Origin of the sequence: Rudanella lutea DSM 19387, assembly GCF_000383955.1 — a bacterium.
GTDB classification, from domain to species: Bacteria; Bacteroidota; Bacteroidia; order Cytophagales; family Spirosomataceae; genus Rudanella; species Rudanella lutea.
Genome location: NZ_KB913013.1, coordinates 734356 through 758440, shown reverse-complemented (window position 1 = coordinate 758440; position 24085 = coordinate 734356). Strand labels below are relative to the sequence as shown.

At 53.8% G+C, this 24085-nt stretch carries 21 protein-coding genes and 1 tRNA gene; 6 read left to right on the top strand and 16 right to left on the bottom strand.

Annotated features, from left to right (window positions below; all coding sequences use genetic code 11):
• Positions 1-12 precede the first annotated feature (12 nt).
• From RUDLU_RS0103285 to galK, 3 genes are all read right to left on the bottom strand, one after another.
• Positions 13-705, bottom strand: a complete 693-nt coding sequence (locus RUDLU_RS0103285; RefSeq protein WP_019986923.1) for a cell division ATP-binding protein FtsE — start codon at positions 703-705, stop codon at positions 13-15.
• A gap of 106 nt (positions 706-811) precedes the next feature.
• Positions 812-1471 carry a fructose-6-phosphate aldolase gene (gene fsa, locus RUDLU_RS0103280; protein WP_019986922.1) on the bottom strand — a complete coding sequence of 220 codons (660 nt, stop codon included), beginning with the start codon at positions 1469-1471 and terminating at the stop codon, positions 812-814.
• 36 nt (positions 1472-1507) lie between these two features.
• Positions 1508-2662 (bottom strand): galactokinase, encoded by a 1155-nt coding sequence (gene galK, locus RUDLU_RS0103275; RefSeq protein ID WP_019986921.1) that lies wholly within the window; start codon positions 2660-2662, stop codon positions 1508-1510.
• 235 nt (positions 2663-2897) lie between these two features.
• Here galK and RUDLU_RS0103270 point away from each other — a divergent pair, with 235 nt between their 5' ends.
• Positions 2898-3620, top strand: coding sequence for a tetratricopeptide repeat protein (locus RUDLU_RS0103270; protein ID WP_019986920.1), 723 nt, complete (start codon positions 2898-2900; stop codon positions 3618-3620).
• A gap of 100 nt (positions 3621-3720) precedes the next feature.
• A complete protein-coding gene (locus RUDLU_RS0103265) occupies positions 3721-4065 on the top strand; it encodes a transmembrane 220 family protein (protein ID WP_019986919.1) in 345 nt (114 codons plus the stop codon).
• A gap of 72 nt (positions 4066-4137) precedes the next feature.
• Here RUDLU_RS0103265 and RUDLU_RS0103260 read toward each other — a convergent pair whose 3' ends face one another.
• Both RUDLU_RS0103260 and pgeF read right to left on the bottom strand, forming a co-directional pair.
• Entirely contained in the window at positions 4138-4395 is a 258-nt protein-coding gene (locus tag RUDLU_RS0103260) for a GlsB/YeaQ/YmgE family stress response membrane protein (protein WP_019986918.1), read from the bottom strand.
• Between the two features lie 81 nt (positions 4396-4476).
• Positions 4477-5241, bottom strand: coding sequence for a peptidoglycan editing factor PgeF (pgeF, locus tag RUDLU_RS0103255; RefSeq protein WP_019986917.1), 765 nt, complete (start codon positions 5239-5241; stop codon positions 4477-4479).
• Positions 5242-5393: 152 nt separating this feature from the next.
• Between pgeF and RUDLU_RS0103250 the strand changes: the two genes are divergently transcribed.
• Positions 5394-5801, top strand: a complete 408-nt coding sequence (locus RUDLU_RS0103250) for a hypothetical protein (RefSeq protein WP_027302715.1) — start codon at positions 5394-5396, stop codon at positions 5799-5801.
• A 112-nt stretch (positions 5802-5913) separates the two neighbouring features.
• On the opposite strand, the gene RUDLU_RS0103245 is transcribed toward RUDLU_RS0103250, so the two are convergent.
• Positions 5914-6861, bottom strand: coding sequence for a tryptophan 2,3-dioxygenase family protein (locus RUDLU_RS0103245; protein ID WP_157580078.1), 948 nt, complete (start codon positions 6859-6861; stop codon positions 5914-5916).
• 157 nt (positions 6862-7018) lie between these two features.
• On the opposite strand from RUDLU_RS0103245, the gene RUDLU_RS0103240 reads away from it, so the two are divergent.
• The gene (locus RUDLU_RS0103240) at positions 7019-8647 is read left to right on the top strand and encodes an NADP-dependent glyceraldehyde-3-phosphate dehydrogenase (RefSeq protein ID WP_019986914.1); all 1629 of its coding nucleotides are present in this window, start codon (positions 7019-7021) and stop codon (positions 8645-8647) included.
• A 192-nt stretch (positions 8648-8839) separates the two neighbouring features.
• Positions 8840-11341 (top strand): cation-translocating P-type ATPase, encoded by a 2502-nt coding sequence (locus tag RUDLU_RS0103235; RefSeq protein WP_019986913.1) that lies wholly within the window; start codon positions 8840-8842, stop codon positions 11339-11341.
• A 68-nt stretch (positions 11342-11409) separates the two neighbouring features.
• On the opposite strand, the gene RUDLU_RS0103230 is transcribed toward RUDLU_RS0103235, so the two are convergent.
• The 5 genes from RUDLU_RS0103230 to RUDLU_RS0103210 form a co-directional block, all read right to left on the bottom strand.
• The gene (locus RUDLU_RS0103230; protein WP_019986912.1) at positions 11410-12273 is read right to left on the bottom strand and encodes a sigma-70 family RNA polymerase sigma factor; all 864 of its coding nucleotides are present in this window, start codon (positions 12271-12273) and stop codon (positions 11410-11412) included.
• An 82-nt stretch (positions 12274-12355) separates the two neighbouring features.
• Positions 12356-14491: a polyribonucleotide nucleotidyltransferase gene (locus RUDLU_RS0103225; protein ID WP_019986911.1), complete on the bottom strand. Its 2136-nt coding sequence runs from the start codon at positions 14489-14491 to the stop codon at positions 12356-12358.
• Positions 14492-14692: 201 nt separating this feature from the next.
• Positions 14693-14968 carry a 30S ribosomal protein S15 gene (gene rpsO, locus RUDLU_RS0103220; protein ID WP_019986910.1) on the bottom strand — a complete coding sequence of 92 codons (276 nt, stop codon included), beginning with the start codon at positions 14966-14968 and terminating at the stop codon, positions 14693-14695.
• 93 nt (positions 14969-15061) lie between these two features.
• Positions 15062-16576 (bottom strand): LptF/LptG family permease, encoded by a 1515-nt coding sequence (locus RUDLU_RS0103215; RefSeq protein WP_019986909.1) that lies wholly within the window; start codon positions 16574-16576, stop codon positions 15062-15064.
• Positions 16577-16670: 94 nt separating this feature from the next.
• On the bottom strand, positions 16671-17063 hold the full coding sequence (locus RUDLU_RS0103210; protein WP_019986908.1) for an START-like domain-containing protein: 393 nt from the start codon (positions 17061-17063) through the stop codon (positions 16671-16673).
• 109 nt (positions 17064-17172) lie between these two features.
• Between RUDLU_RS0103210 and RUDLU_RS0103200 the strand changes: the two genes are divergently transcribed.
• Positions 17173-17246 (top strand) — tRNA-Met (locus RUDLU_RS0103200).
• A gap of 128 nt (positions 17247-17374) precedes the next feature.
• On the opposite strand, the gene RUDLU_RS0103195 is transcribed toward RUDLU_RS0103200, so the two are convergent.
• The 5 genes from RUDLU_RS0103195 to RUDLU_RS0103175 all read right to left on the bottom strand — a co-directional run bounded on the left by RUDLU_RS0103195 (position 17375) and on the right by RUDLU_RS0103175 (position 24080).
• Positions 17375-17917, bottom strand: a complete 543-nt coding sequence (locus tag RUDLU_RS0103195) for a hypothetical protein (protein WP_019986907.1) — start codon at positions 17915-17917, stop codon at positions 17375-17377.
• A gap of 166 nt (positions 17918-18083) precedes the next feature.
• Positions 18084-21317 (bottom strand): WD40/YVTN/BNR-like repeat-containing protein, encoded by a 3234-nt coding sequence (locus RUDLU_RS0103190; protein ID WP_019986906.1) that lies wholly within the window; start codon positions 21315-21317, stop codon positions 18084-18086.
• An 18-nt stretch (positions 21318-21335) separates the two neighbouring features.
• Positions 21336-22265 (bottom strand): D-2-hydroxyacid dehydrogenase, encoded by a 930-nt coding sequence (locus RUDLU_RS0103185; RefSeq protein ID WP_019986905.1) that lies wholly within the window; start codon positions 22263-22265, stop codon positions 21336-21338.
• A gap of 16 nt (positions 22266-22281) precedes the next feature.
• The gene (holA, locus tag RUDLU_RS0103180; RefSeq protein ID WP_027302713.1) at positions 22282-23316 is read right to left on the bottom strand and encodes a DNA polymerase III subunit delta; all 1035 of its coding nucleotides are present in this window, start codon (positions 23314-23316) and stop codon (positions 22282-22284) included.
• A 101-nt stretch (positions 23317-23417) separates the two neighbouring features.
• Positions 23418-24080: a hypothetical protein gene (locus tag RUDLU_RS0103175; protein ID WP_019986903.1), complete on the bottom strand. Its 663-nt coding sequence runs from the start codon at positions 24078-24080 to the stop codon at positions 23418-23420.
• Between the last annotated feature and the right edge of the window lie 5 nt (positions 24081-24085).

The following is a 24085-nucleotide window of genomic DNA, read 5'->3' as shown; positions in this document are numbered from 1 at the left end:
GTGCTATTTACCTCAAAACCGGGTTCCGGGGGGCACTTCCTCTACTGTTCCTTCGCCTACGCGGAGTGTGCGGGCGGGGTAGCGGGTGAGGAGTTCGTAGTTGTGTGTAGCCATCAGAATAGCGGTTCCGGCATTGTTGATGGCCCGAAATACCTGCATAATCTGATCCGATACAGCCGGGTCGAGGTTACCCGTGGGCTCGTCGGCAATCAGAATCTGCGGTTCGTTGAGCATGGCACGGGCAATGACCACCCGTTGCTGCTCACCCCCTGAGAGCTGATGGGGCATTTTACGCTGAGCCGTACCCAGCCCGACCTGCATCAGCACTTCGGAAATACGGTCGGTCATTTTTTTCTTGTCGGTCCAGCCCGTTGCTTTCAGCACAAAGCGCAGGTTCTCTTCCACATTGCGGTCGAAGAACAGCTGGAAATCCTGAAACACGATACCAATTTTCCGGCGTAGAAACGGAATCTGCTTTTTATCGATCCGGTGCAAAGGTGTGCCGGCAACGTTTCCCTGTCCGCTCTGCAGTTTCAGGTCGGCGTAGAGCGTCTTGAGCAGAGATGTCTTTCCACTGCCTGTCCGGCCGATCAGATACACGAATTCACCTTTCTGAATCGAGAAACTAATATCGCCCAGAATCAGCTTCGTATCCTGAAAAATGTCGGCTCTTTCGAGCATCAGAACGGGTTCGGTGCTGAACATAGAGAAAGTTTACGGTTTACAGTTTACGGTTTATAGTTCACAATATCTAACGGGAATCACGTTGCCATCAGCATTAACTGTAAACTATAAACCGCAAACCGAAAACTTATTTATTTGCTGCCTTCTTGTTGTCTTCCAGGAATTTGGCGAGGCCAATATCAGTGAGGGGGTGGTTGAGCAGGGCTTTGATAACGCTCAACGGGCCCGTCATCACGTCGGCACCAATTTCGGCGCACTGAATCAGGTGCATCGGGTGCCGTACCGAAGCGGCCAACACCTCAGTGGTATAGCCGTAATTCCGGTAAATTCCCACAATCTGCTCGATCAGCGCGATACCATCGGTCGAAATATCGTCGAGCCGACCCACAAACGGTGATACGTACGAAGCCCCGGCTTTAGCAGCCAGCAAAGCCTGACCCGCCGAGAAAACAAGTGTACAGTTAGTGCGGATACCTTTTTCGGAGAAGTACTTGATCGCTTTAACGCCGTCTTTGATCATCGGCACTTTAACCACGATGTTCTCGTCGAGTTCGGCCAACTCCTCGCCTTCGCGAATCATTTCGTCAAACGTCGTCGCAATAACTTCGGCACTTACGTCGCCCTCTACAATGTCGCAGATTTGCTTGTAGTGACGCAGCACGTTGTCTTTGCCGGTGATACCTTCTTTGGCCATGAGTGACGGGTTAGTGGTTACACCGTCGAGGATACCCATGTCCTGCGCTTCACGAATTTCGGCCAGATTTGCCGTATCGATGAAAAATTTCATAGAGTCAGTCTGATTTTGTACAAAAATAAAGGAATGTTAGAGAAGGTGCGTGCCATTCTGAATCTGGCAGGTATGAATCAGCGTGTCGGTACCGGTGCGGGCCCGGAACTGCTCCAGCATCGTTGTGGTGAAGGCATCGAGTGCCTCGGCCCGAACCAGATTGATCGTACAGCCGCCAAACCCCCCGCCCATCATGCGGGCTCCCAGTACACCCGGAACGGTACGCGCAATATCGACCAGGATATCCAGCTCAGGGCAACTCACTTCGTACCAGTGGCTCAACCCCTCGTGTGAACCGTACATGAGTTGGCCAAACGCGTCGAGATTACCGGCGTCTAAGTGACCTACGGCGCTCAGGAGCCGCTCGTTTTCCTGCACTACGTAGGCACAACGCCGATAGAGCAGGGGCTCGCGGTCGCGCAGCTGGGCATCAAGCATGTCCATTGTCACATCGCGCAGGCTGTGGATCGTGTCGCCGTACGCAGCCCGTACGATTCGGACACCAGCCTCACACTCTGCCCGGCGGGTGTTGTATTCCGATGCCGCCAGCGAGTGTTTCACCCGCGAGTCGCAGAGGACAATCCGAATCCCATCCATTTGCAAGGGGGCGTAGGCGTATTCGAGCGAGCGGCAGTCGAGCTTAATCACGTGGTTGGCCCGCCCCATCATGCTTGCAAACTGATCCATGATCCCGCATTGTACGCCCACAAACCGGTTTTCGGCCCGCTGGGTCAGCTTCACCATGTGCAAACGGTCAGTTTGGTCGTGGTTGTACAGGTGGTCAAGCGCGAGGGCGACGCCGTTTTCGAGGGCCGCCGACGAGGATAAGCCCGAGCCAATCGGAATCGTACCACCAAAAACGATGTTCATGCCGCCTACCGGCAATCCGGCTTGCGCAAACTCACTTACCACGCCCAGCAGGTAATCGGCCCAAGAGTTTGTTTTCTGTAGCGAACCCACCGACCCGGTAAAGGTCTCGTTCAGGTCGGCGGCTACAAGGTGCAACTGATCGTCGGGGCGGGCACCAACAGCCAGATAAATCGCTTTGTCGATAGCCGCCGGTAGCACAAATCCTTCATTATAATCGGTATGTTCACCAATCAGGTTGACCCGGCCGGGCGAACAGATAAGCGTAGGATTAGCGTTGAATCGGGCAAGGAAAGCCTCGCGGAGCGTGTGGGTCAATTCCATGGGGAGGGAAGGGAAAGGACACAAAAAAAGGCAAATCGAATGTCTCACCGCTACGACCACCTACCCTTGCTTCGGTCAAGACCTGGGGGATTCAGCGGGAGCTGGTAGCACCGATTTGCCGATGCAAACATACACCAATTTTCGGGGTTTGTAAAGGTCTGGTTGTACTTTTGTGATTGTTTGGACCCGGTTTTTTGGCTGTTAAGCCGAAAAACCATTGATGCTCAAGTTAATAATGAATCTAAAAAATACATGGTACGCAGGTTTTGTTCTCGTCCTGCTACAAGCCTGTACGTCGTCGGATGCGTATCTCGAACAAGGTCGGGCACTTTTGAAAGAAGGTAAAACCCGTGAAGCCATTGCGGCCCTGAATCAGGCGGTGGAGGCTGATGAAGAAAATGCCGAAGCCCTGAACACCCGGGGGGTAGCGTATTTCGAGCAAAAAGAATACAGCAACGCCCAGCTCGACTACGATCAGGCCATACAGGTGGCCCCCAACTTTTACCGTCCTTATTACAACCGGGCCTTGCTCAAAATAGCCCAGAGCGATCTGGAAGGGGCTCTGAAAGATTATTCTGATGCCATCCGGCTTGTACCCGATACCGCGCGTTCGGCCAGTTCGGATCTGTACCTGAACCGGGGACAGCTGTTTGCGACCCAGAGTCAGGTGCAGCCCGCCATCACTGATTTTACAAAGGCCATTGAGTTGAACCCAAAAAATGCCCTGGCTTTATACAATCGGGGTAATCTGTATTTCAACCAGAAAAATTTGCCGGCTGCCCTGGCCGACTTTCAAAAATCAGTCGAAGCCGATCCGGCATTTGGCAAAGCGTTTTACGGCTTAGGGCTGGCGCAGTTGCTTAATAACCAACGCGATGCGGCCTGTCTGAGTCTGAAGCAAGCTAAGCAATTGGGATATGCTGATGCCGTCAATGCCGTTGCACAGTACTGTCAATAACTCCATTGGCGGTTGGCGTAAGAAATATGGAGTAGGCGAGAAGGTTTTTGGTGCTTCTTACCTTAATCCGAGTCCCTAAATTTCTTTACCGTATATCCTTATGTTGAAATCACTTTCCATCGTATTTGCGCTATTGTTTGCCCTGTTCGCTGGGTTTCAGTACAACGACCCCGACCCCGAACTCTGGATTCCGATCTACGGATTGGCGGCTGTAGCGAGTGTCATGGCCTTGTTTGGCACTGGCCGGCCCTGGTTCTTCTGGCTGATGGCAGCTATGTACGTGGTAGCAGCCGCATACCAGTGGCCCCCGCATTTCGAGGGTTTTCTGTTGGATGAAATGGGCATGAAAACGCTCAATATTGAGCTTGCCCGCGAGTCGGGTGGGCTGGCCATCTGTGCCATTGCCATGGGGGTACTCGGATGGCTGGTTCAGAAAAAAGGATAAACCTGGCGTGTTTGCACGAAAAAAGGGGCTGACGAATCAGCCCCTTTTTTCATATAGTATATGCCCGATTGGTTAGACCGTTCGGCGGCTACCTTTAATCAAGGCGGCAATACCCAGAATAATGACGGCTCCGACAAACGCAGTCAGAATCCGGTCGAGGATACCGCTTGCACCCGTCGTGAACGTATTACCGAAAATCCAGCCACCAATTAAACCACCAATGATACCGAGAAGGATCTGGGTCAGCAGAGAGAACGAAAACCGCTTGAAAACGAGGTCGGCCAGCCAACCGGCAATGGCACCAACCAGAATGGAGATTAAGAAGCTCATGACTTTATTAACGTTGAGTGTTGAATTGTTACCCTGCCATAGGGTAATCTACCGTTAAGAACGATTGAGTTTTCTAAATGTTTAAGATTTTAAGCCAATTATCGCCATCAATCGGCCGGTTTGTCCACTTTCATACCGATGCGAAAAATAGTCTTCGTTATTCAACACGGTTGAATAGGTCGAAAGGGCGATTTGAGCCGTTGGAATGCCGAAATTGGTTAACTGGCGGGTGTTTGCCGAGCGCAGATTCACAAATGTCCGTTGCGTAAATTCATCCACTCGCTTAAACTCAGGCGCAAACTGATCAGCCACATCAGGCCCTACTTCAAACGAGGTTTCGTCGATACACGTACCCACGTAGGCATAGCAGTCGCCGGGACGGGTGTGGTAACGCTGCTGCATGGTTTCGAGTGTAAGCCGGACTAATTCGGCCACGGTACCTTTCCAGCCTGCATGAATGGCGGCAACCGCTTTGTTTTTGCTGTCGTACACAAGGATAGGCACGCAGTCGGCAATGCTTACGGCCACAAACAGGTTTGGCTGGTTGGTGATGATGGCATCGTACCCCTCATACCGGCCGGGCTCGGTAGCTTCCAGAATCTCTTTACCATGTATCTGGTGTGAGGTGGCCACGCGTTCGGGGTCAATGGCCAGGGCCGAAAAGAAACGAAGCCGGTTTTCTTCAACAAAGCGTGGGTTGTCGGCCGTATTCAAGCCCAGATTGAGCGATTGGTAAGGAGCCGGGCTGACGCCCCCGTGCCGCGTACTCTCGGCTGCGACGAGATTTGAAAACGAGCTGAACAGGGCAGGAGCCCGAAATAGGGGCTTTTCGGCGGTTGAAAACATAAAAAAGTGGAGTCCGTTAGCTCAGGTAAACAGACAGATTGCCGTTCGTGTTCCGAAACGAACCGCTCATGTACTTTGTAATGCAAGGTACTGTTTACGGCCTATATCTTTGTATCGTCAATAAGGCAAAAAACAACAACTACTATACGCACATGAAAACGTTCATCAAATCACTCGCACTGGCCCTGACTTTGGGTGTTGTATCATTCGCCAACGTTTCGGCTGCTCCCGAAAAACCGGGCAAGAAAAGCAAAGTTGAAAGCTTTGCCACGTACCAAACAGCCGTTTATCCGTCAACGAGCCAATCCGTGATTAACGTCATGCTGGAGAAAGGCGAAGGGGGCCCGGTCCACATCAGTTTCAAAAACAAGGCGGGTGAGACCATGGCCGTGCAAACGGTTGGCCGTAACAAGGATCGGGTCTCAATGAAGTTTCGCATTGACGAATTGCCCGATGGTCAGTATTCAGTTGAAGTATCGAACGGTCGGGATGTAACCTCAAAACAGATTACCATTGCCACCCGCCCTGAGGCTTCGCCCCGTACCATTGTTCTGCAATAATACGAGCCACACTAACCTGTAAAAAAGGGCCGCCAGGCGGCCCTTTTTTTATGCGATAAAGTAAACGTATTCAGTGGTGCGTTATCGGCGCTAAACATCGGTTCGGAGTGCCTTAACCGGCGCTCCGTCCCCAGTTTTGGCGTTCCTCCGGCGTCCATAGATCCGGGAAGAAAAACCGTTGCTGCTCCACAGGCGGCAGGTACCGTTGCCAGTTGGTGCCGCCCGTAGCTGCAACCGCTTCGGGCGTTTTGTGGAGGTAGCGCACCGCCGAACGCAGGTGCGAGAGTTTCCACCGCACATTGACCCGCTGATCGAAGTCACGGAGCTGGCGGGCAAGGGCGTCGGTTTGTTCGCCTTTCTCGGCCAACCCCAACCAGCAGGCGTATAGGTTTCGGGATTGATACTCGGTGGCAAGCCGCACAAGTGAATCACCGTATTTTTTCTCAAACTGCTTCAGCGTCAGTGTTTTTTGCTGGGTGGCCAGTTCGGTCGCTCCCTGTTTCCAGTAAATAAACTCGTACAGTTGGTCGAGCGGGGCGTTGGTGGGGATGGGCGCTGATGGGCTAAGCAGGTTGCGGAAATGGGTGGCCATAATTTCTATATGCCGGAACTGCACCGACTGAAACCCGCTCGATGGGAGCAGAGCCATCCGAAACTTCAGAAATTGGTCTTTGTCCATTCCTTCGACCATAATCGCGAATGACTGCTCCAGAATGGCAAAGTAGCGATTGATCCGTTCCATTCGTTCGGTAAAAAAATGGGCAGTCAGGGCCGGGTGGTAGCCAATCTGCGTTATCTCGTGCTTCACCAGTTTGAAGTACAGTTCCGTGATCTGGTGATACGTGATAAAAATCAGCTCGTCGGGATAAGCCGTTCGGGGGTTCTGGAGCGAGAGCAGAGTTTCGAGGTGCACGTAGTCCCAGTACGTGAGGTAATCAGCTTGTAGCAGCCCATCAAGGTAGGAGGTCATGTCCTGCCCCATGGCGGCATATTTTTCGGAAAGTTGATGAAGTTTCTCCACCAGTTCTGGGTGGAGTTGGGTATCCTGTGGTAAAGACATAAGGTAATTGCAGGACGGTTAATACGGGTAAAGGTAGTTTTTTTACGCCATCGATCGTGAACTAATTTAGGTCGCTGTCTTTATAGTTAGAACCTGAAATTCGAGTCGATTCTGTCCCAATCCAGCCCGGTCTCGTCAGGTAAACCTGAATAATTACATGAACATTACCCAATCGCAACTGTCGGCGGCTTTCCCGGCCATCGACCAGGTCCCGAGTGCCTACCAATTCGAACCTCTCCACCAGCGTGAGTATCTGATCAACGGTCAGATGCGGCCGTGGGATGGCCCAACGGTCGATGTGTTGTCGCCGGTTATGCTCCGTCAGCCCGATGGTTCGCTGGAGCGGCCCGTAATTGGCAGTTACCCCGTAACGACCGATACCCAGGCGCTCGAAGCCCTCGATGCAGCCGTGGCGGCCTACAACAATGGTCGCGGTGAGTGGCCAACCATGAGTGTGGCCGACCGCATTAGCTGCATGCAGAATTTTGTGGGTCGCATGATCGAGCAGAAAGAACAGGTGGTGAACCTGCTTATGTGGGAGATCGGTAAAACGCTGGCTGATTCGACGAAGGAATTCGACCGGACCGTGCAGTACATTTATGACACCATCGACGCCCTGAAAGACGTAGACCGGGCCGGTTCGAGGTTCGAAATCACCGAGGGTATCATTGGGCAGATCCGGCGTTCTCCGCTCGGCGTTGTGTTGTGTATGGGGCCGTTCAACTACCCGCTCAACGAAACCTACACCACCCTCATTCCGGCGATTCTGATGGGGAATACCATCTTGTTTAAGCCCCCCAAGCACGGAACGCTCCTGCACTATCCTTTGCTCGAAGCGTTCCGGTCGTGTTTCCCCGCCGGGGTTGTCAATACCATTTACGGACGGGGAGCCTCTGTGGTGCCGGCCCTGATGCAGTCGGGTAAAATCAACGTATTAACCCTCATTGGGTCGAGCCGGGTGGCGGACAGTCTGAAAAAGATGCACCCGAAAAGCAACCGGCTCCGGGCGGTCTTGGGCCTCGACGCCAAAAACGCGGCCGTGGTTTTGCCCGATGCCGACCTCGACCTGACCGTGAAAGAGTGTATCCTGGGTACCCTTTCGTTTAATGGGCAGCGTTGCACTGCCATCAAGATTATCTGGGTGCACCGGTCGGTGGCCGATGCGTTCCTCCAGAAGTTCAGTGAGGCTGTCAATGAGTTGAAATTCGGTATGCCCTGGGAAAAGGGGACGAATATTACCCCCTTGCCCGAACCACAAAAGCCCGACTACCTGACGGAGTGCATCGCCGATGCCAAAGCACAGGGCGCGCGGGTGATAAACGAAGGGGGCGGAACGGGCGCAGGCTCGTTGTTTTACCCCGCCGTGGTGTACCCCGTTGCCGAGGGCATGAAACTCTACCGCGAGGAGCAGTTTGGGCCGGTAGTACCCATTGTGCCGTTCAACGATGTGGAGCAGCCGATTGAGTACATTATCTCATCCGATCACGGGCAGCAGGTGAGCTTGTTTGGTTCTGACCCTGATGAACTGGCCCGCTTAATTGACCCGCTGGTGAATCAGGTGAGCCGGGTAAACTTGAATGCCCAGTGTCAGCGCGGTCCCGATACGTTTCCCTTCACGGGCCGTAAAGATTCGGCTGAGGGTACGTTGTCGGTCGAAGATGCTCTGCGGGCGTTTTCAATCCGGACGGTGGTTGCCACTAAAGATACGACGGCTAACAAGGCGATTGTGAACCAGATTATCCGGGAACATGAATCCAAATTCCTGTCGACTAACTTTATTTTCTAACCGACTTTCGTTTTTGTACCCTGCTCAGTTGTTGCTTGGGTAGATCACAGCCGCTCCAACGTAACGGAGCGGCTTTTTATATTGCCTATAAATAACTGGGCCGACCGCGTAAAAGACACGTTTGACAGGTGCCCAGCGTGCCAATTTTGTCCATATTAGCCGACAAATCCCCCTTCGACGTTTGTAGAGGTTATGCATACACAATCGGTTACGGCTCTCACGGGCCTGTCTACAGAACAAGTCACGGCCGCCCGGCAGCAGTACGGCGCTAATGAAATTACGACGGCCGAAAGCCAAACGGGCTGGCTGCTGGTCAAAGAAGTGGTTACGGAGCCCATGTTTATGCTGCTGGCCGCGGCCAGTCTGATTTATGTCCTACTGGGCGAATGGCAGGAGGGTATCACATTGGCTGTGGCAATGGTGCTCGTAGCCGGTATTTCGGTGTACCAGACCGTCCGCAGCGATCAGGCTCTGAAAGCCCTGCGCAAACTAACCGAACCGACTATCTCGGTGGTTCGAAACGGGGAGCTTATTACCGTCGGAATTGAAGAAGTCGTGGTCGGCGATCTCATCTGGATTACCGAAGGCCAAACCGCCCCCGCCGATGGGCTACTGGTACAGGCCAACGATTGCTCAATTGATGAATCGGTGCTGACCGGCGAGTCGGTGCCGGTGGTAAAGTCGGTGCCCGACAAAGACCCGGTGTATGCTGGTACCATACTGGTGTCGGGCAGTGCCTACGTGCGGGTTACGGCCGTGGGCGATAGCACGTCGTTGGGTAAGCTGGGTCGGTCGCTGCAAGGGGTAGAGGTAGAAAAAACACCTCTCCAGCGGCAGATTGGGCAGTTTGTGCAGCGCATGGCCTACGCGGGTTTTGGGGCCTTTCTGCTGGTTTGGGGTATCAATTTCGCGCAATCGGGCGAGTGGGCCACCTCGTTGCTGCTTGGCCTGACCATTGCCATGTCGGTATTGCCCGAAGAAATTCCGGTAGCTTTCAGCAGTTTTATGGCGCTGGGTGCGGCCCGCATGATTCGGTCGGGCGTGCTGACCCGGCAACCCCAAACCGTTGAGAGTCTGGGGTCGGCAACGGTCATTTGCACTGATAAAACCGGCACCATCACGCAGGAAGGAATGCGGCTGGCAGTGGTGTACGATGTTCGGGATGGGTCGTTGACGAAATTACCCGATGCGTTGACGCCAACCGGGGCTGAGGTTGTTGCCTACGCCCGGCTGGCCAGCGAGCCCGAACCTTTTGACCCGATGGAGAAGGCCATCACCGATGCCTGGGCTGTTCTACCCAACAAAGCAATAGCCACCGACGGGCCGCTTATTTACGAGTACCCATTGGGTGGAGTTCCGCCTATGATGACGCACCTGTATCCGCTCGGTGAGCACACGGCTCGCGTAGCCGGTAAGGGGGCTGTGGAGCGGATTATCCGGGTGTGTAAGCTGGAATCGGCAGTAGCCGAACAAATCAAACAGCAGGCCCATCGGTTAGCCACCGAAGGGTATCGGGTGCTGGGCGTGGCCGGGGCCGAGGTAGTTACGGGCGCTTACCCCGCCGAGCAGGATGAGTTTGACTGGCAATTCAAGGGCCTGATTGCCCTCGAAAACCCGCCCAAAGTCAACGCCCGCGCCGTACTGAACCGGTTCGACGAGGCTGGTATTCAGGTTAAGATGATTACCGGTGACTCTGCCGAAACGGCCCGCGCCATTGCCGCACAGGTGGGCATGCGCGACGCCCAGGCCGTATTGACAGGTAATGAAGTGATGGCCTTGACCGACGAAGCCCTGCAAACGCAGGCGGCTTCGGTCAATGTGTTTGCGCGTATGTACCCCGAGGCCAAACTTCGCGTGATTCGGGCCCTGAAAGCGGCTGGCGAAGTGGTGGCCATGACCGGCGATGGCGTCAACGACGGACCAGCGCTCAAGGCGGCCCACATTGGGGTGGCTATGGGGCAGCGGGGCTCGGAGTTGGCCAAGCAGTCGGCCTCGTTGATTCTGGTTGAGGACGACCTGAGTAGCATGGTCGATGCGATTGCCCAGGGTCGCCGAATTTACCAGAACCTGAAACAGGCCGTGGGCTACATCGTTTCGATTCACATTCCGATTATTCTGACCGTGACGGTGCCGCTCCTGCTGGGTTGGAAGTTCATCAACCTCTTCAATCCCGTACATGTCATTTTTCTGGAATTGGTTATGGGCCCGACCTGCTCTATCGCCTTTGAGAATGAACCTGCCGAAACCGACCTGATGAAACAGAGGCCCCGCAAACTGAGCGATACGTTCTTCACCTCCCGTGAATTGGGTTTCCGGGTGGTGCAGGGCCTCTGCATTGCCCTGGCTACGCTTGGGGTGTATTACGCGCAAATGCAGGCCGGAGCGTCGCTGGAGCAGGTTCGTACGATGACCTTTGCCACACTGGTGATTAGTAATATCTGGCTGACGCTCGTGAGCCGTTCGAGCCGGGCGTCGGTACTAACCACGCTGCAACGGCCCAACACCTTGCTCTGGATCATGTTGTTGCTGACTGCGCTTATGCTGGCCGGCTTCCTCGGTTGGCCGGTCCTGCGGAATCTGGGGCAGTTCACGACCATCTCTCTCGCCGATTTGGGTGTGTGTGCCGGGGCTTCGTTCCTGGGGGTTATCTGGGTTGAGTTGTATAAACTCTGGTTGCGCAACCAGCCCGCGTAGGGTGGGGGTATAAACACAGAAAAGCCGCTCCGAAACTTCGGAGCGGCTTTTCTGTAAGCTGTAAAAAACTAACCCAGATACGTTTTCAACGCTTTTGAGCGCGACGTATGCCGGAGCCGCCGAATGGCCTTCTCCTTAATTTGCCGAACCCGCTCGCGCGTCAGGTTAAATTTCTCACCGATTTCTTCGAGCGTCATGGCGTGCTCACCGTTCAGACCGAAATACAGCGTAATCACATCGGCCTCGCGCTGAGTAAGCGTCGACAGCGCACGCTGTACCTCCTTGCGGAGTGAGTCGTTGATCAGGCCCGAATCCGGCTTGTCTTCGCCATCGTTTTCGAGCACGTCGAGCAGGCTGTTTTCTTCACCCTGCACAAACGGCGCATCCATCGAGACGTGACGACCTGAAATCTTGAGTGTATCTACCACCTCGGCGGGCGTAATGTCGAGTACGGCGGCCAATTCTTCCGGCGACGGCTCGCGCTCAAACTTCTGCTCCAGATCCGAGAATGTCTTCGAAATCTTATTCAGCGAACCTACCCGGTTCAGGGGCAGACGCACAATACGAGACTGCTCGGCCAAAGCTTGCAGAATCGACTGGCGAATCCACCAAACGGCGTAAGAGATGAATTTAAAACCACGGGTTTCGTCGAAACGCTGAGCGGCTTTGATCAGACCGAGGTTACCCTCATTGATCAAATCACCCAACGACAGACCCTGGTTCTGATACTGCTTCGCTACCGATACCACAAAACGCAGGTTGGCCTTGGTGAGCCGTTCGAGCGACAGTTGGTCGCCTTCGCGGATCTTCTGCGCCAGAATCACTTCCTCATCAGGCGTCAGCAGGTCAACCTTACCAATCTCCTGGAGGTACTTATCCAGCGACTGACTTTCGCGGTTGGTAATTTGTTTTGAAATCTTTAGCTGTCTCATGGTACGTACACCCCTTTAGATTGTGCGGTAATATAACGTAAGGATTTGACGGTCAATTACACAAAAAAGTAACAATTCGCTTTTAGTTTTTGTTCTCCGGTTTCGGTAACAAAACTTTGCGCGACAAACGGTATTTTCCGGTCTTTTTATCGATATCAACCAGTTTTACGCGTACTTCTTCGCCAACTTCCAGCACCCCATCCATGGTTTCGAGACGCTCCCACTTAATCTCGGAAATGTGCAAAAGTCCGTCCTTGTTCGGCAGGAACTCGACAAAGGCACCAAACGGCATAATCGTCTTTACCTTGCCGACGTATTCCTCACCAATTTCGGGTACGGCCACAATGCCTTTCACGCGGGCGATAGCCTTGTCCATGCCTTCTTTGTTCGTCGCAAAGATGCTTACATAACCGGCATTGTCGCGCTCTTCGATGACAACCGTGGTGCCTGACTCTTTCTGAATTTCCTGTACGACTTTACCACCGGGTCCGATTACGGCACCAATCTGGCTCTGGTCGATCCGAATCACGTGGGCCCGTGGCGCATGTGGCTTCAGATCCGAACGAACCTCGGCAATGGCTTTCTTCATTTCGCCGAGGATGTGCAGACGGCCCGCCCGCGCTTGTTGCAGGGCTTCGGTCAACACTTCGTACGACAAGCCGTTCACCTTCATGTCCATCTGGCAGGCCGTAATACCGTTTTCGGTACCGGTTACCTTGAAGTCCATATCACCCAGGTGATCTTCGTCGCCCAGAATATCCGACAGTACGGCGTATTTGTTCGAGCCGGGCTCGGTATCTGAAATCAGACCCATGGCAATACCGGCCACAGGAGCCTTGATTTTCACCCCGGCGTCCATCAGAGCCATGGTGCCGGCGCAAACCGTTGCCATCGACGATGAACCGTTCGACTCCAGAATATCAGATACCACCCGGATTGTGTACGGGTTATCGGCATCGGGGGGCATTACTTTTTTGAGCGCCCGGTGAGCCAGGTTGCCGTGACCGACCTCGCGCCGACCCGGTCCGCGGTTCGGTTTCACCTCACCCGTTGAGAAGCCGGGGAAGTTGTAATGCAACAGAAACTTGTTGTAACCCTGGTACATCGCCATGTCCACAATCTGCTCGTCCATTTTGGTACCAAGCGTTGCGGTGGTCAGCGACTGGGTTTCACCCCGGGTAAACAGGGCCGATCCATGCGCCATCGGCAGGAAGTCAGGCTCGCAGGTAATCTGACGAATTTCGTCGAGTTTGCGGCCGTCCAGACGGGTACGCTCATCGAGTACCAACCGGCGCGACGCTTCCCACACCAGATCGTGGAAATACGTTTTAACCAGTGCTTCGTTTACCTCTGTGCCTTCGGGCAACGAAGCCATGTACTCGTCGCGAACGGCTTTAAACCCTTCGCTACGGGCTTTCTTGTTGGCTTGCTGTAACTGGGCTACCGCGTAGATTTTGTCGTAGCAAGCCGCCCGAACGGCAGCGCGCAACTCCTCATCATGCGTTTCGTGGCTATACTGGCGCTTTTCGGTTTTGCCGACTTTCGCTTCCAGCTCTTTCTGGGCCGCACACTGTTGCTTGATTACGTCGTGAGCAACGCGCAGAGCCTCTACAATTTCTTCTTCTGAGCACTCGTTCATCTCGCCCTCTACCATGCAGATATCCTGTGCGGTAGCGCCAACGATCAAGTCGAGCGAAGCCCGCGACAGGTCGGAGGTTTTGGGGTTGATGACATAGGCACCATCAATTTTGGCAACCCGTACTTCGGAAATCGGTCCGTTGAAGGGAATGTCGGATACCGCTAAAGCCGCCGAAGCCGCTAAAGCTGCCAACTGATCGGGTAATACCTCCGGGTCGGCCGAGATCATGGTAATCATGACCTGCGTATCGGCATGATAATCTTCGGGGAAGATCGGGCGGAGGGCACGATCGACCAGACGGCTAATCAGGATCTCGTGGTCCGACAACCGGCCTTCACGACGCTGAAAGCTGCCGGGAATCCGGCCCGCTGACGCGAATTTTTCCTGATAATCAACTGACAGGGGTAGGAAGTCGACGCCCTCTTTGGCGTCTTTGGCCGATACAACCGTGGCCAGCAACATCGTATTGCCTAAGCGAACCACTACGGCTCCGTCGGCCTGACGGGCGAGCTTGCCCGTTTCGATGGTTATTTCCCGGCCATCGGGCAGGGGTACTGATTGGGTGGTGATTTGAAACATACCGTTCGTTGAAACACGCTACTACAGCTTTGACCGCTTACTGAACTGGTTTCGTGGTTTTACGTTAAAAACGGGTGATGAGCTGAGGCAGACATACCCGTCTAAACAAATAACGAATTGTGAAACCGTTTACTTCTGGTATAAGCACAAAAAGCAGGGAATCTACCAGTGGCAGATTCCCTGTGTGCGTTGGTTGCAGGATTACTTCCGGATGCCCAACGCGGCAATAATGGCCCGGTACCGGTTAATATCTTTGCGCATGAGGTAATCGAGCAGACGGCGACGCTTACCTACGAGCTTCAACAGACCTTGACGCGTACCATGATCGTGCTTGTGCGCTTTCAGGTGTTCGGTCAGGTGAGAGATGCGGTACGTAAAGAGTGCGATCTGGGATTCGGCCGAACCCGTGTCTTCAGCGGATTTCTTGAAGCCCTGGGTTGCAAAGATTTCTTGCTTCTTTTCGGTCGGTAATGACATCTTCAGACAGCTTAAGTAAATGAAAAAATTAAATGAACGCGCAAAGGTACGAAAATACAGTGAACAGTGAGCAACGAACAGTGAACAGTTTTCTCATTGACTGTTGTTCGTTGTTCGTTGTTTACTGATAGCTGTTTTGAACCGCTCCCAGGCGATTACATACACATCTTTATCGAACAGTCGGGAGTCGTGCCGGGCCTGATACATAAAATACAGACCCACCGGGAGGAGCAGAACGTTGGCCATCCAGGCGCCGGCCGGTACCCAAAGTACGCCGTCTTTGGCAAACTTGTCGCCATTGAGGGTAAGCACGTAGAGCAGAATAAAGAAGATGATGGAAACAAGTACGGGCAGGCCAAAGCCTCCTTTTTTGATGATAGCACCCAGCGGGGCTCCAATCAGAAACATGATGAACACTGAGATTGCCTGCGTAAACTTGTGGTGTTTCTCGAGCTCGTATTTATAAACCTGCCGTTGTTTCTCCTGTAGATACACGACGTTGGAGTTCGCATAACTTTGTACACTCTGCGCCTGCAGCAGGGCTGTTGCGGCCAGTTCATGGGGCCGATAGCTACTCTTCTTCATCACCGAGTCGACCCAGGGGCCATCTTTCAATGCGGTGGTTGAGCTAACAGGGGTAGCCGTGGGACCCTCGTTTCGAAACTGATAACTGTAATACTGCCGCGACGAGTTGGCCACGTTGAGGGCGGTACTACGGAAATCTTTCTTGAGCGAGTCGGTAATGGTGGTTAGTTCGCCCAGGTTTTTCATATACTCGTGGTACTCAAACTGCTGCTCATCGGTGCGATGAATCCCAAATGATTCGAGGCCGATAACCAGCTTGTAGTGCCCAAAGCTGTTGCGGATGAACTGAGAAGACTGGTTAGGGGTGCCGTTGCTGGCGTAGCTAACGTTGTTTGGGTCCGACTGCTCCTGATAGTCGTTGCCATTGTAAAGCTCAAACACCAGATACGAGCGGTCTTTGTCGGTGTACATACGCCCCGAATCAGCCAGAATTACCTCCCGGTTGCCCGATTCAATGCCCGATGTAGCGTGTTTGTAGATAATGAGCCCCTTGAGCAGGTCGCCGGTGGTACTGTTGGGGTCGGTAGTAATTTTCTTGTCGACCTTGATACTGTAACCCGGCAAGTCGTTGTAGAAGATGCCTTCTTTCAGGTTCAGCGTAGCTTTGGCGGTTTTGATATCGTACAGCAAGCTATACCCTTTTAGGTTTGCCCAGGGGGCTACCACATTATTGAACCAGAACGAAAAGCCACTGATCAGGACGGCTACAATGAGCAGCGGGCGCATGGCGCGCGTGAGCGAAATGCCCGCACTCTTCATAGCCGTCAGTTCAAAAAACTCACCCAAGTTACCATACGTCATGAGCGACGACAGTAACGTGGCCAGCGGCAGGGCCGTAGGAATGGTCAACAGGGAAAAGAAAAACAGAACCCGCCCAAACGTTACCAGGTCGACATCTTTGGATACGAAGTCGTCGATGTAGAACATCAGCAAGCGCATCAGAAAGATAAAAATGACCACGCAAAGGGTCAGCACAAACGGTCCCCAGAACGACGAGAGGATAAGCTTGTCTATTTTTTTCAATGGATAATGGTTAATGTAGAACGGAAAACGAGTTCGTTAGCAGAACGCGCCTGCCCCGATGAATTGTTCATTATTCATCGCCCATTATACATTTTTAACTACCGACAATCTCGCGGAGTTTTTCCATCAGGCCATCCCAAAGGTCCTGTAAGTCTTCGGCATCCGTGTTGGTCGAATAGTCGGTGATGCGGAGGTAAGTCGATTGTGTCAGTTCGCTTTGATCGACCCGAAAGTCCACATAGTTATTATCGTGCCCATTTTCGGCAGTATCCAGAAACTCGAAGCGAACGCTTTTATTTTGGCGGAGCGACACCTGACGGGCAATGTGGCTCTCGTTGTCCCAGAGAAAATCGAACCGGTGTTCGGGGAGGGTATTCACTTTGGCTGCAAACCACTGCGACAGGCCTGAGGCCGTGCTAATGTAAGGAAACAGCATTTTGGGCGAGGCCCGAAGCTCGTATTCGGTCACAAACTTAAACTTCTCCATATCAATTCGGTAGCATAGGGCTATGGGCAAAGGTAAAATTTTTTTGATGCGAAAGACAAACCTACCCCTTGCGCACAAAATAAATTTTCGTACTTTTGCACTACAAAACGGCGGGGTAGCTCAGATGGTTAGAGCGTAGGATTCATAACCCTAAGGTCGGCAGTTCGATCCTGCTCCCCGCTACTACTGAAAGCAGTTATAGGTTGGTCCTGTAGCTGCTTTTTTGTTTGGTGCTCTGTTGGGCGCGGAGAGACACAAACGATTTGCTACTGCTCCAAAACGCCAGAAGGTAAAAATCAACGTACACGTTTCTACACGCCCATCTCAAACTTCTTAGACCATAGATTGAGCCGCTCCTGCAACCCAATGATGGAGAGCGGAAAGAACAGGAGTACTAAAAAGTTGGCTACCGTATCGCTGTTGTTTGGCCGGGAAACAGCCTGAACATGACTCAACCCTTTCGCCACAAAATAGACACTGTACAGGAGCGCGATAACGTAAATAATCATCCCGTATGACTCGACCTGCTCGAAGGGTAGGGTGGTTAGCAGGTTGGGGGCTGCAAAAAACAGTTCTAACCGCAGAGCCGGTTCCGCAACAGCCAGGGTCTGAACAAACAGGGCCACCACAAACAGGCTGAACTCGGCCCCGCGCGGCAGGTGGTTGGTTTGGATGAGAAAATTGACGATGGCCCAAAACCATGCAACGCGCATGAGCGTAACCCAGGCGCTACCAATCTGCGAAACGGTCGAATCGATAAACGGATTATCAAACGGGATACCCTTCAGAAGAATCATCGGGGCCATTGCGAGGATAAACAACGGCCAGGTTTTCAGGCGTAAAAGGGCGTTCATGCGTGTAAATGGTGAATGATACGGGGTCAAGATAAGTGTATTATGACAGAAAGTAGTTTTTATGTCTCCTTTTTTGGGAAGAATGGGGGAGAATAATTCGGGGTTGGAACCAGGTCATACCATGACCAACCCCCAACCCCGAATTAGTAGCCCAATGATGGGCCCTTTATTGTGCGTTGATAGCGGGCATACGCTGCTCGGCAACCATCTGGTTAAACGCCGGAATCTGCTTCTGCACCAACTCTTTCAACTTGCTCAAAGCCGTGTCGGCCTGCTTCGACAAATCTTCAAACACCGTGTACGACGCTTTGGTGGGTTTCGTATCGGCCGACGATACCACCGAGGCCACCCCGGCCAATTTGTCATTCAGACGGATGGGGTAAGCCAGGGCATCCTGAAACGCCTTTGATTTGGGTTGCATCAGGGTCGACTCCAGCTGATCGAGTTCATCGAGCATGGGTTTGGTTGCTTTCTTGAACTTCTCGGCCACCGATGGGTCTTTCACGTCTTTCAGGTAGCCGTTGATCTGGTTGCGAATCTGCCGGATCTGATTCACGCCTTTGTGCGTTTCTGAAAGCTTGTTGTTGATCTTCTGCAACAGCTCAAACTGAGCCCGGTAATCGTCGGCGCTAGTGTTGATTTTCGGGTTCTTCCGAATCTCAATGGGTTGCTCGCCCACCACCTTGTTATCAATCAGCAACTGTACTTTGTACATGCCCGGTACCACTTTGGCCCCGGTTCCGCGGCCGGTCCACATGATGTTGGTGCCTTCTACGGCCGTAGCGTCGGGGTAGCGCATATCCCACAAAAAAGTATTCAGACCCGGTTTGGTGGCTACCACGTCGGCGCGCTCATTGTCGGCGTCTTCGTAAAAGTCTTTGATTACTTTCAGCGGCTGCCCTTTCTTGTCTTTCTGGCTGGAGTACGAAATGATGGTGTCGCCCACCGTAGTCATAAACAACAGCTTGACTTCCTTGTCGGGTTTACCGTTCAGTGCATACCGCACCAGCACACCGTTGGGGGCATTTTCGCCCTGATCGGTGGGGGCTCCGCGTCGGCCGCCCGCGCCCCCTTCCATCCGGTACGCATGGCGAGGTTTAAACAGATGGGCGGGTTTGTCGGCTAATGACTGCCCTGTGTTAGCGGCCATCTCGTGCAGGGGCGTTACATCGTCCATAATCCAGAACGAGCGGCCGTGTGTAGCGACCACAAGGTCTTTCTCGCGTTTATGAATCTGCAAATCGCGGATAGGCGTAATGGGCATGTTCAGGCTGAGCGGTTGCCACGACGCCCCGTCGTTGAACGACACGTACACGCCCCGTTCGGTGCCGGCATAGAGCAGACCGGGCTGGTTAGGGTCCTCACGTACCACATGGCAGTATTCATCGGCCGGAATCCCGTTAGCAATGGAAGTCCAGGTTTTGCCGTAGTCGGTGGTTTTGAGCAGGTACGGCTTGCGGTCGCCCGACATGTAGCGTTTGGCCGCCACGTAGGCCTTGCCGGTCGTGTGGTCGGACGGGTGAATAATGCTGATCAGCGCCCACTCCGGCACGAGGCTGGTAGAGGGTGTAATTTTTTGCCAGGTTTTGCCCGCATCCCGGCTGATGTGCATCAGGCCATCGTCGGAACCAGCCCAGTAAACGCCTTTTTCGAGGGGCGACTCGGCAAACGAATACACCGTCGGGAACGTCTCGGCACCGGTATTGTCTTTAGTGATTGGGCCGCCGGTATCGCCCTGGGTTTTGGGGTCGTTGCGGGTTAGGTCGGGGCTGATGTCCTCCCACGAATGGCCATTGTCGGTGCTCCGATGCACAAACTGCGAGGTACAGAACAGGACGTTGTTGTCGTGGGGTGAAAAAACAATGGGGTACGTCCACTGGAACCGGTATTTCCGGGCCGACGACGGCGCACCCATGCTGTACTCGGGGTACACGTTGACCACCTGATTCTGATCGTTGTTTTTATCGTAGCGGGTAATCAGCCCGTCGTAGCTACCGCCAAATGTCACATTCACATCTTTGGGGTCGGGGGTAATGTACCCCGACTCGCCCCCGGCTACCGACCACCAGTCGCTTGGGCCGATAGCGTAGCCTGTCGTGCGGCTTGCAATCCGAATCGACGAGTTATCCTGCTGGGCGCCGTACACATTATAGGGGAAATCGTTGTCGAGGGCTACATGGTAAAACTGCGCCGTTGGGATGTCGATATCCGAAAATGTAGCCCCCCCGTTGAAGGTCACTTCGCCACCTCCATCATCGGCAATGATATAATTCTGCGGGTTTTTGGGGTTCCACCAGATGTCGTGCGTATCGCTGTGGTGTACCGGGATGTTGGTAAACGTTTTGCCGCCGTCGGTCGATTTGAGGGCACTCACATTGAGTACAATCAGGCTGTTTTCGTTTTTCGGGTCGGCGGCCAGCATCATGTAGTACCAGGGCCGTTGCCAGAGGTTTTTGTCTTCGTTAATCAGCTGCCAGCTGTTGCCCGCGTCGTCGGAGCGATACAAGCCGCCCTTGGCACTTTCGATCATGGCGTACAACCGGTTGGGGTTGGCCGGTGATACCGTAATGCCAATTTTGCCGAGCATCCCTTTGGGCATACCAGGCCGGTTGTTGAGGCTTACCCAGGTATCGCCCCCGTCGGTCGATTTGTAAAGGCCACAGCCCGGACCACCACTGCTCATCTGGTAGCTGTTTCGGTAGGCCTGCCAGAGCGAAGCGTACAAAACCCGTGGGTTGCTCGGGTCCATTTTGATGCAGGCCGCGCCGGTGCTGTCGTTTTTCGAGAGAATGTGTTGCCACGTTTTTCCACCGTCGGTTGTGCGGAAAATCCCGCGCTCCTTGTTGGGTGCAAACGGGTTGCCGAGGGCTGCAACGTAGGCGATATCTGGGTTCTGGGGGTGTACCTCGATGTTGCCTATGGCGTCGGCCATTTTCAGACCCATGTGTTTCCAGGTCTTACCGGCATCGGTCGATTTGTAGACGCCATCGCCGTTGGCGATGTTACCCCGGATTTCGGCTTCGCCCATACCCACATAGAGTACGTTGGGGTCGGAGGGGGCTACGGTAATGGCACCCACCGACGACGATTTGAACGTACTGTCTGAGATGTGCGTCCAGTTGGCTCCTCCGTCAACCGTTTTCCAGACGCCCCCGCCGGTGGCTCCGAAATAGTAGGTGAGCGGTTGATCGGGGTGCCCGGCTGCCGCCAGTGCCCGCCCGGCCCGGAAGGGGCCAATGTTACGCCACCGAAGCCCTTCAAGCAGCTTGTTTGTGGTGGTGGGCGTGGCCGCTACGGTAGGGGTGGCCGCTTTGGTTTTTTTGCGCTGGGCCAGCGTGGGGTTGGCTATGAGTAGCGCGGCCAGTACAGTTACGGAGAGGGTAGTACAGGAGTTTAGCATAGATTGTTGGTTGGAGTGTCAGTAGCCACGGCTGAGCTGAACCGGGTTTTCGAGTGGTTTGCCCTGTTCAAGGTGCTTCAAATTGCGGACAAATAAAGCCATTTTGCCTTCATCTTCAAATCGTTGCCCGCCGGCCGTGTGTTGTGTAAGCATCACGTTGGGCATGGTCCAGAGAGGGCTGTCGGTAGGGAGGGGTTCCTGCACCGTTACGTCGAGCGCTGCCCCGCCCAAGTGGCCCTGTTGCAGGGCGTCGATTAGGGCGGTCTCGTCGGCGGTATTGCCCCGGCCAACGTTGGCAAACACCGACCCCGGCTTCATGGCGGCAAACACCTCCGCATCGACAAACGAATGCACCGAGCCGGGCAGGCAGTTGATAAGCAGGTCGGTATGGGGCAATACGGCCAGTAGTTCCTCGCGGGTATGCAGCTGGGCACTTGGGTCGGTGCGGGCCATGAGACTGATGGCGCACTCGAAACCGGTCAGGATGGTACGTACGGCCTGCCCAATGGTACCCGCGCCCAAAATCACGACCTGTTGTTTGTGCAACAGGCTCATGCCGTAGCGCAAGGGCGCGCCAATCCACTTCTTGTCCTGCTGCAATACGGCTAATTCGTTGATTCGGCGGTAGAGGGCCAAAATTCCGGCCACGATGGTCTCGGCGCAGGGCCAGGCAAAAAAGTCGCCCATATTACTCACCGGGAAGCTCAGGTTCAGGCCGCTGTATTTGTCGAAGCCTGCCGAGTCGAGTTGCCAGAATTTCAGGTTCGGGGCGTCGGTGAGCCATTCAGCGGGTGGGTTGCCCATGAGTACTTCGGCTTGTCGGAAGGCCGTCAGGGCGTCGGATTCGGGCAGTTCGGTGCGGAACGTAACGGCGTGGCCGGGGCCAACCTGTGCGCGTAGAGCGGCCCGGTTGGTTTCGTTCAGGGTGGTATGTATGAAAAGGTTCATGACGGAGAAGGTTTGGTTAGTGAAGTACGTCGAATACCAGTTCGCGCAGGATGTCGCTTTCGCTCATGGTGGGGCAGTCGATGCCTTTGGAGCGGGCGTCGGCCCGGCGAATGGCGTGAATTATGTCGGCAACTTTGGCAATCGGAAAGGTGCGCGCGGCCGCCAGGTAATCTTTCACAAAAAACGGATTGACCCCCAGTACCGAGGCTAGCCCTTTTTCTGACTGATCGCGCGAGGATTGCGCCAGCAGCACCTTGGCAAAATAACCGTAAAGTTGCGCCAGAATCACGACCAATGGATTGTCTTTGGGGTTACGGCCAAAATAATCGACAATCCGGTTCGCCTTGACCACATCGCGTTGCACCAGTGCCTTTTGCAACTCAAACACGTTATACTCCCGGCTGATGCCCACGAGTCGTTCGACGGTAGCCGCCGAAATCTCTTCGTTGACACTTAGGTTGAGCAGAATTTTGTCGATTTCACCCGCCAGCCGTTTCAGGTCGTTGCCAATCGAGTCGGCGAGCAACTGACACGCCTTAGGGCTTACTTTCACGCCCTGTTTGTGGCAGTAATCGGCTACCCAGTCGACGAGTTTGTTTTCGTAGAGTTTTTTTATGCCGAGCAGTACGCCCTTGTTGCCGAATGCCTTGACCCAGGTTTTTCGCTCATCGACGCCCGATTTGCCGTCTTCCTTGTTGAAACAGAGCATCAGAATCGTGCTCTGTAACGGGTTCAGGGCGTAGTCTTCGAGCAGTTGCGCACTCGATTTATCGTTGAGGCCCCCCATCTGCTGAGCCTCTTTCACAAGCACCAGCTGACGCTCGGCCATGAAAGGGTACCGCCGGGCGTAGTTGATTACGGCCCCTACGTCGGTGTCTTTGCCAAAGAGCACAAACTGATTAAAGCCTTTCTCAGCGACCGGAATGGCCACTTTTTCAAGTTGATCGGCAATCAAATCGAGGTAGTAGGGCTCATCGCCGTGAATCAGATAAACCGGGGCAATGCGTTTGTTACGGATGTCTTTAAGCAGCGTTTCGACGGCGGGAATCATGCGGGCAATCGGGAGTTGGAACGACAAAGATAAGACCTGACCCGCCAGGTTTTGGCAGGGTGCGTTAACCTTTCGGGCCTACTGGGCTGTAGTTGGGGCTGTCAGTCAAATATTCCTCTGTTTTTCAGGATTCCCGCTTTGTAGTGTAAGAACAGGTCTTCGGCGTAATTACCCATAACCACCACGGCTTTGTTGCCCTCGACTCGGTAGTAAGGAGCCGTGTACGACTCGGCCCGGCGCCCGCCAAGACCAATTGACACCTCCTCGACAAAATCGATGGGTTCGGGTTTGAGGGGGGTATGGACGTTGATGAGTTGATTGTAAAGGTACGTGCCGGCATCACCGGCCCAGCGCCCGTTAGTAGTCGGGTACACGGCAGTGTAGAGGTTTACCTCTGAATACAGCTTGCCATTTTGGCGCGAAACAAACAGCAGCGCGTGTTTGTAGGGAGCAAATAGCGGCTTCCCGTAGTGGGTGTAATCGATAAACGCGACGGTGTCTTTGGGCAGAGTGTTATACACGGACTTGACCACTTTGTAGGTGGCTAAAAACCCCGACCGGAACGGTACCCCATACGTTTTTCCGTACGTGGTATCTTTGCCAATAATCATCGGGACAATTTCTTCCTTGATCGGCTCCCGGGGCAGGGCTCTGAGGGAAATACGTTCACCGACAAAAACGTAAAAACTGTCCCGCTGTGCTTGTCCGTATGTCAGCTCAGTTAGCAAAATCAGCCACAGAAAGCTCAGGCGTTTAGTGTTCATGGAGG